14 protein-coding genes are annotated in these 14,472 nt (G+C 51.9%); all 14 read right to left on the bottom strand.

Going from position 1 to position 14,472, the window contains the following annotated elements:
• Nucleotides 1-212: 212 nt before the first annotated feature.
• The 14 genes from LOC67_RS22620 to LOC67_RS22555 all read right to left on the bottom strand — a co-directional run bounded on the left by LOC67_RS22620 (nt 213) and on the right by LOC67_RS22555 (nt 14,296).
• Complete coding sequence (locus LOC67_RS22620) at nt 213-995, bottom strand: hypothetical protein (protein WP_230265111.1); 783 nt, start codon at nt 993-995, stop codon at nt 213-215.
• Nucleotides 996-1,645: 650 nt separating this feature from the next.
• Nucleotides 1,646-1,993, bottom strand: a complete 348-nt coding sequence (locus LOC67_RS22615; protein ID WP_230265110.1) for a hypothetical protein — start codon at nt 1,991-1,993, stop codon at nt 1,646-1,648.
• A gap of 164 nt (nt 1,994-2,157) precedes the next feature.
• Entirely contained in the window at nt 2,158-2,589 is a 432-nt protein-coding gene (locus tag LOC67_RS22610) for a hypothetical protein (protein ID WP_230265109.1), read from the bottom strand.
• 1,774 nt (nt 2,590-4,363) lie between these two features.
• Nucleotides 4,364-5,128: a DUF4274 domain-containing protein gene (locus LOC67_RS22605; RefSeq protein ID WP_230265108.1), complete on the bottom strand. Its 765-nt coding sequence runs from the start codon at nt 5,126-5,128 to the stop codon at nt 4,364-4,366.
• A 1,200-nt stretch (nt 5,129-6,328) separates the two neighbouring features.
• Nucleotides 6,329-6,718, bottom strand: a complete 390-nt coding sequence (locus tag LOC67_RS22600) for a hypothetical protein (RefSeq protein ID WP_230265107.1) — start codon at nt 6,716-6,718, stop codon at nt 6,329-6,331.
• A 209-nt stretch (nt 6,719-6,927) separates the two neighbouring features.
• A complete protein-coding gene (locus LOC67_RS22595) occupies nt 6,928-7,419 on the bottom strand; it encodes a hypothetical protein (protein WP_230265106.1) in 492 nt (163 codons plus the stop codon).
• Between the two features lie 1,059 nt (nt 7,420-8,478).
• Nucleotides 8,479-9,153 (bottom strand): hypothetical protein, encoded by a 675-nt coding sequence (locus tag LOC67_RS22590; RefSeq protein WP_230265105.1) that lies wholly within the window; start codon nt 9,151-9,153, stop codon nt 8,479-8,481.
• A gap of 118 nt (nt 9,154-9,271) precedes the next feature.
• The gene (locus LOC67_RS22585; protein ID WP_230265104.1) at nt 9,272-9,823 is read right to left on the bottom strand and encodes a hypothetical protein; all 552 of its coding nucleotides are present in this window, start codon (nt 9,821-9,823) and stop codon (nt 9,272-9,274) included.
• A gap of 124 nt (nt 9,824-9,947) precedes the next feature.
• Entirely contained in the window at nt 9,948-10,388 is a 441-nt protein-coding gene (locus LOC67_RS22580) for a hypothetical protein (protein WP_230265103.1), read from the bottom strand.
• A 135-nt stretch (nt 10,389-10,523) separates the two neighbouring features.
• Nucleotides 10,524-10,967 carry a hypothetical protein gene (locus LOC67_RS22575; RefSeq protein ID WP_230265102.1) on the bottom strand — a complete coding sequence of 148 codons (444 nt, stop codon included), beginning with the start codon at nt 10,965-10,967 and terminating at the stop codon, nt 10,524-10,526.
• A gap of 198 nt (nt 10,968-11,165) precedes the next feature.
• The gene (locus LOC67_RS22570; RefSeq protein WP_230265101.1) at nt 11,166-11,558 is read right to left on the bottom strand and encodes a hypothetical protein; all 393 of its coding nucleotides are present in this window, start codon (nt 11,556-11,558) and stop codon (nt 11,166-11,168) included.
• A gap of 573 nt (nt 11,559-12,131) precedes the next feature.
• The gene (locus LOC67_RS22565) at nt 12,132-12,602 is read right to left on the bottom strand and encodes a hypothetical protein (RefSeq protein ID WP_230265100.1); all 471 of its coding nucleotides are present in this window, start codon (nt 12,600-12,602) and stop codon (nt 12,132-12,134) included.
• 132 nt (nt 12,603-12,734) lie between these two features.
• Nucleotides 12,735-13,187: an SMI1/KNR4 family protein gene (locus tag LOC67_RS22560; protein ID WP_230265099.1), complete on the bottom strand. Its 453-nt coding sequence runs from the start codon at nt 13,185-13,187 to the stop codon at nt 12,735-12,737.
• Nucleotides 13,188-13,684: 497 nt separating this feature from the next.
• Nucleotides 13,685-14,296 (bottom strand): hypothetical protein, encoded by a 612-nt coding sequence (locus tag LOC67_RS22555; RefSeq protein ID WP_230265098.1) that lies wholly within the window; start codon nt 14,294-14,296, stop codon nt 13,685-13,687.
• Nucleotides 14,297-14,472: the final 176 nt, after the last annotated feature.

Raw genomic sequence — 14,472 nt, 5'->3', positions numbered from 1 at the left:
TCGAGGAACGGATTCGCCGGACGGCATAAACGGTGAGCCGCCAACCGTATCGCGGCAGCTTGCATCAGCGTTGGTGTCAGTAACGGTGACTAGATGCATACGCGAACTGATCTCCATGGGATAACGTTAGACATCACGCGGGACGGGCGAAAGACGTGCAAGCAGACGGAAAACCTCGACCCCCGTCCTCGCGTGCATGTCCTGGTTCTGCTTCATTTTCGTCGCCAATTCATTGAAATTCCCAGCGCGCTGAATGCAAGGAAAATCGAAGTACTTGGCTCGGGTATGGCTGTCGCTGCAATTGCGTAAATACCGAACTCAGCATCGCTGGAGAAATCGCCAACTCCCACAGTTGAGAACGATATGCGGTCGATTGATTTGGTCGTGTCCAGGCCGGAAAATTCCTGGATATACCAGTTACGATCAGAGACTATAAACGCCCCCGATGATGCGCGGAAAAGATCTACATCGGCCAGGGCAGTCACAGCGTAGCCGTCAAGCCCATCCCCGTTGGAATCAGCAACATCCCATAGAAACGATTCGCTGGTCGAATCGTCATATGTGAATGTGATTAGCCCATTGTTCGTGTTGGTTGGGTTATAACCAATCGCTGAGAACAATACCCCAACGCTCGATAACTTAGCATCGATTATGTCAATCGCTTCCACGGAATTGAGTCCAATTACCCAGGTATTGTTTTGTCTAACGTTCGGGCTATTGTACGGACCAATCGTATAGGCTCGACTTCCCGCTAATATTTCACCGAATCCAGCATTGGGAGCTGGAAGGATTGCACCACCTGCAGGTGGAGTAGGTCCAACAAATCCCGATGCGACGAACACGTCGCTCTGATTTCGGTAGCTGCTGCCAGTCGGTTCTTCCGATGAAACAGCAATTGTATCTCGATCAAACTGTGTACTAATATCAATGACGACGTCAGCATAAGCAAATCGAGTACTCAACAGCAATAAAGCGAAAAGAATCTGATATTTCATTTTAGGTACATATCGAAAGCTTGGTTGAAATTGCACTCTTGCAGAACGGCGGACATAACCGAGTGACGGCGGACGACACACCACTTCAGAAACCCCGACTCCGTCACTTCGGTTCATGTCATGGTTCGCGTGGTACACACGACCACAGTCGGCACCACATCGCTGCTGACAAGTCTACCTGATTTGAATCGCCAAGGGGAACGGGCATAGACATATCGGCCAGCGGATAGGACGTCTGATCAGTCATCTCGGAGCAGAAATCAAACCGCTGCATCGAATGCGATAAACAAGAAACTGATGCCCCATGAATTCAGATGGAAGTCGTTCGAGCAACACAATCAAGCCGTGAACTCAGTTGCGATCAATAGGAAACAGAGGTCACATGACATCAGGTGGGCCAAACTCAGCCACGACTATCGAACCGTGAATTCAATTGCGGCGATCAGCTTGAATTGGCCACGTGAAATCACGAGGGCCGAATCCAAACGCGTTGTAGAACAAGGGCTATGAAAAACTGACAAAGAGCTGAGTCATCCAGCAGTCCATTTACCCGCGCGAACGAAACGCGTAACCGGGTACGCGCGAAAGACTTTCTACTTCAAAAACTCTGACTCGCGTACTCCGGTTCACGCGATGGTTCCCCGGACTTGTTACGCACGAACTGCAACGCGATCACTTTCAATCGATGAACAGGCCATACCAAGCGCACTCATTACACCAGAATACACTGCCCAATCTGAGTTCAAGATCTTTGCGTTCGCAGCATCTGTAGCCACAACGACACCAATAAGTTTTTCAAAATCATCTTTGCCCGCAGCTACCTCTAGCGAAACATCAGCGCTCCGTAAAATCCGAACGGCCTCTGAGTCTTCGCCTTCACACAAAATGCATTCTTCGATCGCGTTGCGTTTGATCTCATCGTCTGACGGCAGGTTGAATTCGTATGAATCCCCAACGAGAACGTCGTAGCCACTCGCAGTCTTTGTAAGCTCAATCATGATGTTGGTATCTCACGGGGAACGTCCGCGATAACCGAGTCGCGGCGATTGATTTTCTATTGTCAAAAACGCTGGCTCCGCGACTTCGGTTCATCGCATGGTTCGCCATAAACCTTTACCCATCATTCGCGAGATTAGACGTCGACATACATTGAATATGCGACTCATGGTATCGAAATAGTTCGGAGTTCAAGTGTTTCGGCCAGTACGACGCACAGTTTCCATTCGCGTTCTTTCAACATGACACATACATCTTTGGTCTTCGCGTGATCAACTATCCTCATCAGTGTACAGATCACATCATGCTCCTCTCGGTCAGCATCATCAATCAACTCCATCTCCTCCGAGCAATCAACCGTAGGGAATAATTGTGCAAAGCATCCAATTCCTCCAGCACAGAGAATCATCCGTTTAAATGCTACGCCGCCCGCAAGGTAGAACTCAATTGTATCGGCGATCCGAACCTGTATCCGCTGAGCTCTGGCTTCCCTGTTTGGGTATTCAGTCAAATATTCGTCCACCGCTTGCGGAAGTTCGGACAATGCGCGAATCAGGAACTGTTCCAGGTTCTCGTGATTGTCGATCCTGTATCGCACGATTCTAGGTTCAAACATTTTTTCGAGTACTTTGTCGCATTAAAAAACTCTTCACTTGGCGAACGGCAGGGTTCAGCGGGGCCGCGCGAGCGACTCTCCACTTCAAAAACGTCAACTCGCGGCCTCCGTTGCAACCCATGGTTCGCCGATTCTTGTGCAGCGAGCTCTGCCAGCCATGCCAATTGTGCAGTGGGTTATTTTGGCAATCAATCAACGAGGTTCGTTCCTTATCGGTCGTGCCATCGGTGTTTGCACCATGGGCACTGATGAGCGCTGGGAGACCTCACGATACGGGAACATTTTGGGCACCTATTTACGTGCATCTCGTCGGCACACTCATCCATCAAACGTCGTCGAGCTTCCAGTCGGAAGGAATCCAAGTCACGCGGAAACGCATCAATCACGTCTTGATCGTCAACGTGGCCATGATTGGTTTCGCAGTACTCGTAAATGCGGCGTCCCTTTTCACTGTCAATATCACTGACTATTGGAACGGAGTACAAGCCAACTCTCAATTCGAATGGCGTCAGTAAGTGCTGGTAATGCTTCCAGACGTACTCGGTCAGTGCCCGTTGATCCTGGTAGAATTTTAGATCGAGCGTGGGACCAAGTAAGCGAAGCGGTTTGTAATTATCGTCTTGGGACATATAGCGCTTGATCAAGATCGACGGAACGAGCTCATACCGGCGAACGGCGATGGTCACCGAGTCGGCGCGGTTGAGGTGAAACTAAAACCCAAAAGACGTCGACTCGCCGACTTCGGTGCACCAACTGGTTCGCGTGGTACGCACGACCACAGTCGGCAGCACATCGCTGCCAACAAGTCTACCCGATCGGAATCGTGAAGGGGAACGAGCATAGATTTTTCGGCTGGCGCATAGGGCGTCTGACCAGCCATCTCGGAGCAGCAATCAAACCGTGACATCAAATGCGATCAACAGGAAACTGTTGTCTTTTCAAATCAGATGGGCGATATCAAAGCGAGACAATCAAACCACGAATTCAATTGCGATCAATAGGAAACTGACGTCTCGCGAAATCAAATGGGCCGAGTTCACGAGCAACTATCAAACCGTAACCTCAAGTGCAACGATCAGCTATCAGTTGCTAGGTGAGATCAGATAGGCCGGATTCAACGCTTTGTAGTGCAAAGGGCGATGGCCATCCGGGAAACAGATGAGTCATTCAGCGGTTCATCTACCCGCGCGAACGGCGGACATAACCGAGTGACGGCGGATAACTAACCACTTCGAAAACCCCGACTCCGTCACTTCGGTTCATGTCATGGTTCGCGAGGTACCCACGACCACAGTCGGCACCACATCGCTGGTTACAAGTCTACCCGATCGAAATGGCTAGGGAAACGAGCATGTATTTTCCGGCTGGCGCATAGGGCGTTTGAACTGCTATCTCGGAGCCAAAATCAATTCGTGACATCAAATGCGATAAACAGGAAACTGCTGCCTGACGAATTCAGCTGGGCGTTCGTCAAAGTGAGACGATAAATCCGTGAATTCGATTGCGATCAACAGGAAACTGCTGTCACGCAAAATCCAGTGGGCCGCGATCAAGCACACCTACCAAACCGTTAATTCACTTGCGGCGATCAACAAACACTTACCAGGTGAAATCAGATGGGCCGGATTCAGCAGCATTGGATCCAGTCACAACCACCCGCGCGAACGGTAGGCATAACCGAGTGGCGGCGAATGACCAACCACCTCATTGAAGTCGACTCCGCCACTTCGGTTCATGCCATGGTTCGTCGCTAAGTCTACCGAACTCTGCGTAGGTCGATGATTACGTCGTCGCCTGTAATCTCCAACCCTGCGTCAAACTCGATCTTGATAGTTTCCGGCGATGGATTCTTCACCGCTATCACCCGTGATCCCAACGAGGGATGGTTGGCGTAGTCAATAGATACATCGGAACCCAGGTCTCGTGCATTGCGGTAGATCTCACGGTACGAAGGATGCGAGATTATTGCGCCTCCGGAAAACGAAAATATAGCACCGGCGGCTCTCGGTTGAATTCTGTCCAGGGTTTGCCCAATCAACGCGTTTTCACAGGGCGAACCGTCGAAAGGAGGCGTCACAACGATCGGTGGCTTCAGTTCGGCGGGAATGTTTGGGTTTGCTGCTACACTAATCCAATATTGGTCTATCCCACCAATCTCTTCGCGAATATTGAACTCAATGTCCCGTTCGATGAAGTCGTCCGTGATTAGTCGACGCTCCGCCTTTTGGTATACCGCGAATGTATCCCGCTCCCGATCTTTCACCTCAGATCGGCCAGCCCACGTATTGGGTTCCGAATTCCAGTAAATCGCGAGAGCGGTGGCGCGATCACAGTGCGGCTGGTCGAGTGCTAGCGAGAGTACCCTGATACCACTATCCCAGTTGAACAGACAACAGAATTCGTGAAGTGCCGCAGGACTAAGTTTCGGCACTGCGGCCATTACGGCGTCTTCATCGGCCTCAACTTCCACCAGCTGAGCAACGTAGTTGCGTTCTTCTTCAGTCAGAGATTCGTTGGGCATAAAGATCTTTCTGTCGACGAACGGCGGACATAACCGAGTGACGGCGGACGATTCACCACTTCAAAGACCTCGACTCCGTCACTTCGGTTCATGTCATGGTTCGCGTGGTACACACGACCACGGCCAGCAGTACATCGCTCTCGACAAGTCTACCCGATTGGAAACGCGAAGGGTAACGAGCATAGATATTTCGGCCTGCGGAAAGGGCGGTTGATCCATTATCTCGGAGCAGAAATCAAACGTTGACATCAAATGCGATAGACAGGCAACTGCTGTCCCGTGAATTCCGATGAGCGTTGTTCAAGCAAGACAATCAAACGGTGAATTCAATTGCGATCAATAGGAAACTCAGGTCTCCCGAAATCACATGGGCCGCGATAAGGCACAACTATCAAACCGATAATTCAGTTGCGGCGATCAGCCTGCAGTAGCCACATGAAATCAGATGGGCCAGATCCGTCAGTATCGAAAACAGGCGTTGGTTATCGCAGTCACAACCATCCGCGCGAACGGTAGCGATCACCTGGTGGCGGCGATCGAGATGAAACTTAAACCCAATAGACGTCGACTCCGCCACTCGGGTGCATCGCATTGTTATCCGCCAGTTCGAATTAGCCCTGAGCCGGGACCGGAATACCTACTGTATAGGCAATTAATGTCAGTAGTGCGATTATTAAGACGAAGACGAGCACCACACTAGCCAAAAAAACGCCAATGATCGACACGAAGTGCGTCAACCACAACCGAACACCACGCTTCGGTCGCGTTTCTTGAAGGTAGACAAACACTCCAATCGGCCAAATCGTTGCCACGGTGAGGATTTGCCAAGCTCGAATGCGGTACCCACGTATATCAGCGTCAATGTATACCCACATAGTTGCCGGGGCAGCCGCCACGAGAAAGGAGGCAATCGCAAACCATGAAAGCGAGCATGAAAAAAAACAAACGAGCAACGACAAATTGCAAAAGCCGTAGACAGCAATGTGAGCAACACGACATACGCCCTTGCGTTCATCGACCGGTGGCGCGACGGAAAACTGCGACGCCAGGGGAGTTGGTTCGTACGGACTTAGCATTTAGATCGGTACAATCGGAAATTGCCGAGCGATTCAATCGGATAACGTCTAAAATCACCCGGTCGCGACGAGAGAGTTTCCATCGTTGAAACGCCCGACTTCGCGACTCGGGTGCATTTTTTTGTTATCCGCCTTCTTGGACTGTCGTGCGTTCTAGCGATGCACCAACAATCCAAGTTTCAGGCGACTTGACGTTGATCATCGAAAGTTCGTGTTGAATATTCAGGGTGCCGGGGTCCTTGGACGTACGGCGAACATAGATGATCGTGTTGTCGTTCTTCGACATCAATTCATAATCAACGAAACAGTCCCGATTGACGAGGTTTGAGACGCCCACCCACAGGTTGTAGTCTCCCTCACACTCGATCCGCTCAACCGTAACACCAGGAGGAAATCCACTCGGTGCGTTGGTCAGGCGAGACCATTGCATCGAGTGAAAGGCCTTGAGGTCATTCCCACCTAGGTCCCACACCTGAACCATGCCGTGCAGAGTCATGCCGCGTGGGGATAGCACCAAGGTTTTCGTGTCGCCATGTACAACCGACTCGAACTTCCAGGAGATGCTGCGCGGCCAAGGGAATCCGCAGAAGTCATTTTGTATGAGAGTGAGTTCCATTCCGTGGCAAATGTCTTTGCGGATAACGGTACGGTTCAGCGGGTGGCGGCGAACGACTTGCAAGCAAACAAAGAAGCTGACCCCCGCCACTCCGTTGCAACCGATGGTTATCGCTTGTCTTGTGCGGACGCGACCTCAAGTGACGTCCAATCGGACCTGTCCAGGGTGTACGCTAGGTTGTGTGACCATTCCTCTTTGCCATTCGCATTCTTTTCCACAGAGACTTCATATACCTCGTGAATGACGTTAGCCTTGAAGTCTCCGCCTGGCGAAGTCGGAACATATATCCCGTAAGAAGTGGCTCCAAATCTGATGGAATCGGCAGGGGCACCAGCACGCGTTTTGGTCGTGATCCATGGAGTCGTTCGTTTGTCCTCCGTCACGAACTGGATTTTTGTCCAGACTTCGTAAATCGCTTTGCGTTCAGTCTTGAGGTATGCAAAGTAGTCGGTGTAACCGCCAAAACCGGGACGGGAAGAAAGGCTCAGCTTGCCAGGGTTGTCTCTAACCCACTTGGGCGAGATGCGAGTTCCTTCTGCGAATGCGTGTTGGCCCGTCAGAATCGCGAGAAAGAGCAGCAGCAAAGGTCTGAAGTTCATGTGAGTATAGCCAGTGCGATAACGGCAGCCGTCACCGAGGTCGGGCGGTTGACTAACCACCTCAAAAACCCCGACTCCGTCACTTCGGTTCATGTCATGGTTCGCGTGGTACGCACGACCACGGCCTGCACTACATCGCTGACGCCAAGTCTACCCGATTGGAATCGCGAAGGGTAACGAGCATAGATATTTTGGCTGGCACATAGGGCGTTTGAACAGCTATCTCGGAGCAGAAAACAAACCCCGACTTCAAGTGCGATAAACAGGCAACTGCTGTCGCATGAATATAGATGGGCCTAATTCAAGCGAGATGATCAGACCGTGACTTCAGTTGCGATCAACAGGAAACTGATGTCTTGCGAAATCCATTGTGCCGAGTTCACGAGCAACCTTCAAACCGTAAGCTCAAGCGCGGCGATCAGCTGTCAGTTGCCATTTGGAATCCGATGGGCCGGGCTCAAGCCGTTTAAGTCGCGATACACGATGACCATCTAAGTGAGAGATGAATAATCAAGCACTTCATCTACCCACGCGAACGGCGGACATAACCGAGTGACGGCGGACGACTAACCACTTCAGAAACCCCGACTCCGTCACTTCGGTTCATGTCATGGTTCGCGTAGTACGCACGACCACAGTCGGCACCACATCGCTGCTGACAAGTCTACCCGATCGGAATGGCCACGGGGAACGAGCATTGATATTTCGGCCAGCGGTTACGACGTTTGATCCGCTGTCCCGGAGCAAAGATCAAACCGTGACATCAAAAGCGATAACCAAGAAACTGCTGTCTCTTGAAATCAGAAGAGCCGCATCCAAGCGAGACAGCCCCACCGTGATTTCACTTGCGATTTAAAGGAAACGGAGGTCTCGCGAAATCAAGTGGGCAGAGTTCACGAGCAACTATCAAACCGTAACCTCAATTGCGCGATCAGCTATCAGCTGTGACGTTAATTCAGATGGGCCGAAATCCAAACGCACTGAAGTCCACAGGGCGATGGCCAACTGAGAAATAGATGAATCACTCAGCAGTCTATCTACCCGCGCGAACGGTAGGGATCACCGAGGCCGCGCGAACGACTCTGACGAAACCGATTGACCTGACTCGCGGCCTTCGTGTGCATCCCATTGTTCTGTGCGCTTCGCCCGCATTGCCTCGGCAAAAATCCCGCAGGCGAGTAATAGTGCTCCGGTAACGCAAGCCATTGCACCGGGTATGGCAGGCCAAAGGCCTCGCGGAGGGTCCGGAATCGCAATGAAACCAAACGTGACCAGCGCAATTCCGCCGAAAACACAGAAGAACCACGACGCGCATTCGTAAGCGCGCCCCTTTCGCCTGCGTCCGGTTAGAAACGACGTTAGGTAACCACAAGCGGCCATCATGCAAAACAACACAGCTAGCACGGCGACGAGATGCCGCGTATGGATGAAGTTGCCCCCGGGCACATTGAGATTTGGAATTAGCAATGCCCAAGTTAGGGCCGGTGCCCAAAGCAAGAATGCCACAGCAAGCGTTGCCCTCGACAGTTCAAAGTAGAATCGGGGCCGTCCGATTGCAACAAAACCGAAGCGACGAATGTTTCGCATCGAATCGTACCCAATCGCAGCGGTGCCAACGAGTCCCGTGATCCAGATGGTCAACAAACCCGTCCAAGCCATCACAAAGTTTTGCATCCAACCGTTGAGACCGAACATCACGGGCATCATCACGCCGAACCACGCAAACCATGCCATGGGCATCGCCCATCCAGGAGAGGTGCGGCGATTCGCGAAGATGGTGTGTATCAGATTCATATGCACAGAACGGCAGGGTTCAGCGGGGCCGCGCGAACGACTCACCACTTCAAAAACGTCAACTCGCGGCCTCCGTTGCAACCCATGGTTCGCCCGTCTTTTTGCAACGGCGGTGGCAAAGGGAGCAACACCACCACAAATACATGAATCCAACATATAGCAGTGAGAGAAGCAGCGTGCCAACATGATGAGAATAACCCATCGCGTAGGTAACGTACCCAAATTCGATTATCAGCATTGCAATCAGGACAAGCGTGGCAAAGCTTCCCCAACCGTAGGTAAAGCGATCAAAACGCGGAACCAATTGAATCCGAGTGCAACGCCCTACGCCGATGCCGATCAACGCGACAGCCACAGGAAAAAAGAAACCAGTCGCGATTACCGATCCAGCAATTCCGACTGCGACGGATTCACTCGCCGTACCAAATCCCTCGTGGTTTGCGATTGCGTAATAGAAGTGCTTGTCTCGCCACGGGGTCGAGCAATAAAGCGTGACACCGAGAATCGCAACGATCCACTTGTATACCGTGAGAGCGAATCCCGTCCGAGATTGACCGGTAGCCGATGCACCGTTGTTTCCCGCTCGTGATGGTCGATATGGATTGTCCATCAGCATCTAATACAAGCACAATTTATCTGGGCGAACGGCGGACATCACCGAGGACGCGCGAAAGACTCTGCGATTGCCAAACCGCTCGGCTCGCGTCCTTCGGTGGATGTCATGGTTATCGCAATCAGTCGTCCCCGAAATCGGGCAAATGAATGCCGTCGAAGATACCGGTAAGACCAAGCTTGTCTAGGATTAGATACGAAACAGGAATGATTAGTGTCAACGTAGCGACGATGATCACAGCCAGCGTGCTGGCATCAAATACCGCGAGAACGACGCAAGCGAGAAAGCTCAAGTACACCCCAGTAATCATCATCGCAACGAGCAGCCAAACCCGTTCGGCGTCGGAGTGCAGAATTCGGTGTTTTAGTGTTGGGACGAGCACGACGATCAGCCACAGTATTGAGACGCCCAAACAAATTGAAAAGGCTGCCGCGAATTCGGGGCTTGCAGTCATCGCCGCGATCACGAGCCCTACTGTTGCAATCAATGTTGCGAAGACGATGGTGGCGACACCAAGTGATTTTGCCAGGACTCCCAGGATGTTGACAATACGTTGCAGCATTGAATTCAAATTGCAGCGTGAAACCCGATGCGATAACGTCGGGGATCACCGAGGCCGCGCGAATGACTCAGACCAAACCGATTGATCTGACTCGCGGCCTTCGCGTGCATCCCATTGTTCTGCCTCATTCTACTATCAAGCCACACTCGCAATAGCAATCATGTAGCAAGTCAAAACCAATATCTGCGGAACGACAGATAGGGCGAGTCTCATCCGTTTCTGGTTAATCAGAAAAACTGTCGAGCCACCCAAGCCGCCAATCAAAATCGCTATCCCAAAGGTTTCGGATATGGGATAACCGCTAGCGAAGTCATCAAGCACCTGAGAAATCCATAGTGTTGATGCGACCACCCACACGAGAATCAGGGTGGCGATCCAGGTGACCCGTGATGATTGGAATTGTATTCCCACGACGCCACCCGCAACAAAACACAACGCAACAGGAATCGATCCAATCCCGGCAACGAAGTAAGGCAGTTGCCCAGACAGAAAACGCGAGGGAGGGATACCAAGCTCGACAAAGCCAGTCAGCAACAGCAATATGAGTGAAATGCCCGTAGCCATCCAAGCCGTTTGCATTGCGTACATCAATGACAGACACGGTCGCTCATTGAATGCCGAATCAGCGTTCGCCGACGAATCGGTAGTCGACCGGTATGGGTTCAATTGTTGTGACACGTCTCCACAAGTTGGCAGAACGTCACGGATCACGCGGTCGCCGCGAGCGATCCTCCACTTCAAAAACCACGACTCGGCGACTCGTCGTGCATCCGATTGTTACCCGTCTCTCTGGATTGATTTGCCGGAATCATCAAATCGATCGGGATCAATCCATCCAAAGAAGTCGTCAAAGTAGTTGTTTTCGACTGTGCTTGCGACATCACCATTCTGAAATGCTTCCAGCCTAGCGTGAAACGTGTTCAGCCCTAAGTCGCCAGCAGTTTTGCGTGCATCATCCGTGTATGCAATTAGTGCAGCTTTTGCTCGCAGGTTTGCATCTTCGGTTCGCAAGCCAAAGTCGTCCGGAACGTAATACTGCGGGTCGGGTCGCAGGAACCTGTAAAGTATTGGATCGCCGATCTTGTCGCGACACTCCGAATCGTAGATCTCTTCGTTTGATTGGCCGATCGAATCTAACTCATCAAGTAGTTTGCGGAGCAGTTCGTCCATTTCAATTAGTGTGAGGCAAAGGTGCGATTTCCGTCGGGTAACGGTAGAATTCACGGGGAACGGGCGAAAGACTCGCAAGCAGACCATTAAACACGACTCCCGTTCTCCCGTGCAATTCATTGTTCGTACGGTCCACACGACAACAGCCAGCAGCATCGTCGCTGACGACAAGTTTACCCGATCCGAACTGCGAAGGGTTACGCGACTTGAACGTCAGGCGTCGGATGCTTGCACTCGCTTGTGCGAAATCCCCCAGTAATCCCAAATCGACTTACGCGAAATACTCCAAGCGGCATACACCAGCCCAGTCATCCGCGCACCAATCAAACCGCAACGTCAGATGCGATCAACAGGAAACAGAGGTTCCTCGAAATCAGATGGGCTCATTCGAGCACACCAATCAAACCGTGCCATCAAAAGCGATCACTAGGAAACTGCGGTTCCGTGACATCAAGTGGGCGTATTCGGGTTCTGGATTCTCGGAGGTCTAATCCCGAACTTGCGGTAGCAACGCATAGCAGCGGGGCACCTACCCGTGCGAACGACAGCCGTCACCGGACGGCGAGAGTAAAACTAGCCATCAGAAGACGCGCTGCCGCCGCTCCGGTGCACGGCATTGTTACCCGTCGTTGTGAACTTTCGAGTAATTCTGAAGCGATGAAAACAGTAGGATACCAGCCCATAGGCCGCCGTGGAAGCAATACCGGCAATCGCCATGACCTCCATCGAGAACACGCCAAACTGCAGCGGATATTCGAGACCAACGCTATCGCGTTCAAAGAATGTCTGTGGAACACGTTGCCACGCAATCGAGAAAGCCACGCCAAATCCGAACGCCCAGAAGATTGCGAGCGGATAGTGAAGCCCGGTCGCGACACGCCAGTCAAGTGCGAAGCGCCAGTGAACGAGGGCAGTGAGCAGTATTGGTGTAGCGAGTGCAAGTGTGGGTAGGCCAGTACCACGATAGGCAACCGATGCATTAGCGATCGCGATGGTCAACGCAATGACAGCAGTCGTCGCCAGAAGGTCGCGAGTATGGAACATTCAAGTGTGCCATGTGGGAGAGGCTACCACTTCAGTCGGGTAACGGCAGCCGTCACCGAGGTCGGGCGGTGGACTTACCACTTCAATAAAACACGACTCCCGACCTTCGCGTGCACGGCATGGTTCGCCCTCTTAATGCCAGCTGAGATTGAGGTATTGGCGAAGCCTATCCGTAAAGTATCCCGTTAGCGATTCGGAAATCACCACTGGTTTCCCATCGGATTCGGAATCATTGTAATTGAACATCCACGTAGCGGGATCATTACTTCCGTCGGCTTTGAAAAAGAGAAAAGCATAGATCTCGTCCCATGCGAATACGACATCATCAGCCTGCAAGCGGAACTCGAATCCGTCGCGCTCTAAAAGCTCTGTAGCACAGACGTGCAGCTTCGCTAGATGTGAAAGGGGAGCTGCAATTTCCGCAATACAGAGCCGATTTGAGTCCAGTTCCATAAACTCACGGTACTGAACCGGAAACTTGATGCCTAAAAGCTTCTCTGTAGCGTCCAACTCCGCAGCGGAAGAACCGCGGTGCCCTGGCAACTCACGAAAAACTTCGAGAATCTCGTCATCTCGGAGTGTCATCGCAATTGAATCCTTGGGCGAACGGTAACGATCACGTGGTCGCCGCAGACGATTTACCACTTCAAAAATCTCAACTCGGCGACTCACGTGCATCGTCGGGTTCGCGAGGTACGCACGACCACGGCCTGCACTACATCGCTGCTAACAAGTCTACCCGATTGTAATCGCGAAGGGTAACGAGCATAGATTTTCCCGCTGGCGCCTAGGGCGTCTGACCTGCCATCTCGGAGCAGAAATAAACCGTGGCATCAAATGCGATAAACAGGCATCTGTTGTCCCTTAATTTCGCATGGGAGTTGTCCAAGCGACACAATCAAACCGTGATTTCAGTTGCGGCGATCAGCTATCTGTTGACACTTGAAATCAGAAGGGCCGGATCCAAACGCTTTGTATTGCGAAGGGCGATGACCAACTGAGAAAGAGATAAATCATCCAGCGGTCCATCTACCCGCGCGAACGTCTGCCGTCACCGAGGACGGGCCAAGAATCTTACCACTTCAAAACCGTCGACTCCCGTCCTTCGGTGCACGGCATTGTTCTGCCTCTTCGGGAATCTGTTTCCATGTCGAATAACCAACGACAATCGCGATCGTTGGCTCGTCCCATTTGGCTGCTGGGTAAAAGGCGAGGTCAACGCCCGACGAAACCATGTGAACCCAAACGCCACTCGTGTTGGAATCTTCACCCTCCATGATGATTGCATTTTCTTGCCCCACCGTTCGACGAAATTCAGTGATCGTCAAACCCAGTCGATAACGGCCAAAGTTCCAATTAAAACGTGGATCAGGCCACATGTCAGCATAGTCGTTATCGAATGCCGAATGTCGGTAGTAAATATGGGGACTACATGGCGGTCCAGTGCCATTTGGGAGTTCAAATTGCAGATTCCCAAACGCAATTACCCTGTGATATCCGCCTGGCGTTGATGGACCAAGGATTGATTCAAGATCGTCTTGTCCCATATTGCGCCCGATCGGGCCGAGAACACCTCGCTCAACAAATGCTGTGATGTCGAATTGAATTCTTTCCATGGCAGAACGGCGGACATAACCGAGTGACGGCGGATGACTAACCACTTCAAAAACCCCGACTCCGTCACTTCGGTTCATGTCATGGTTCGCGTGGTACACACGACCACGGTCTGCACCACATCGCTGCAGACCAGTCTACCCGATTCAAATCGCCAAGGGGAACGAGCATTGATATTTCGGCTGGCGCATAGGGCGTTTGAACCGCTATCTCGGAGCAGAAAACAAACCGTGATATCAGAAGCGATCATGAGGAA

The sequence above is a fragment of the Stieleria sp. JC731 genome (genome assembly GCF_020966635.1).
Classification (GTDB): Bacteria; Planctomycetota; Planctomycetia; order Pirellulales; family Pirellulaceae; genus Stieleria.
The sequence above is the reverse complement of the archived record's forward strand: the minus strand, read 5'-3'. Positions and strand labels throughout refer to the sequence as shown.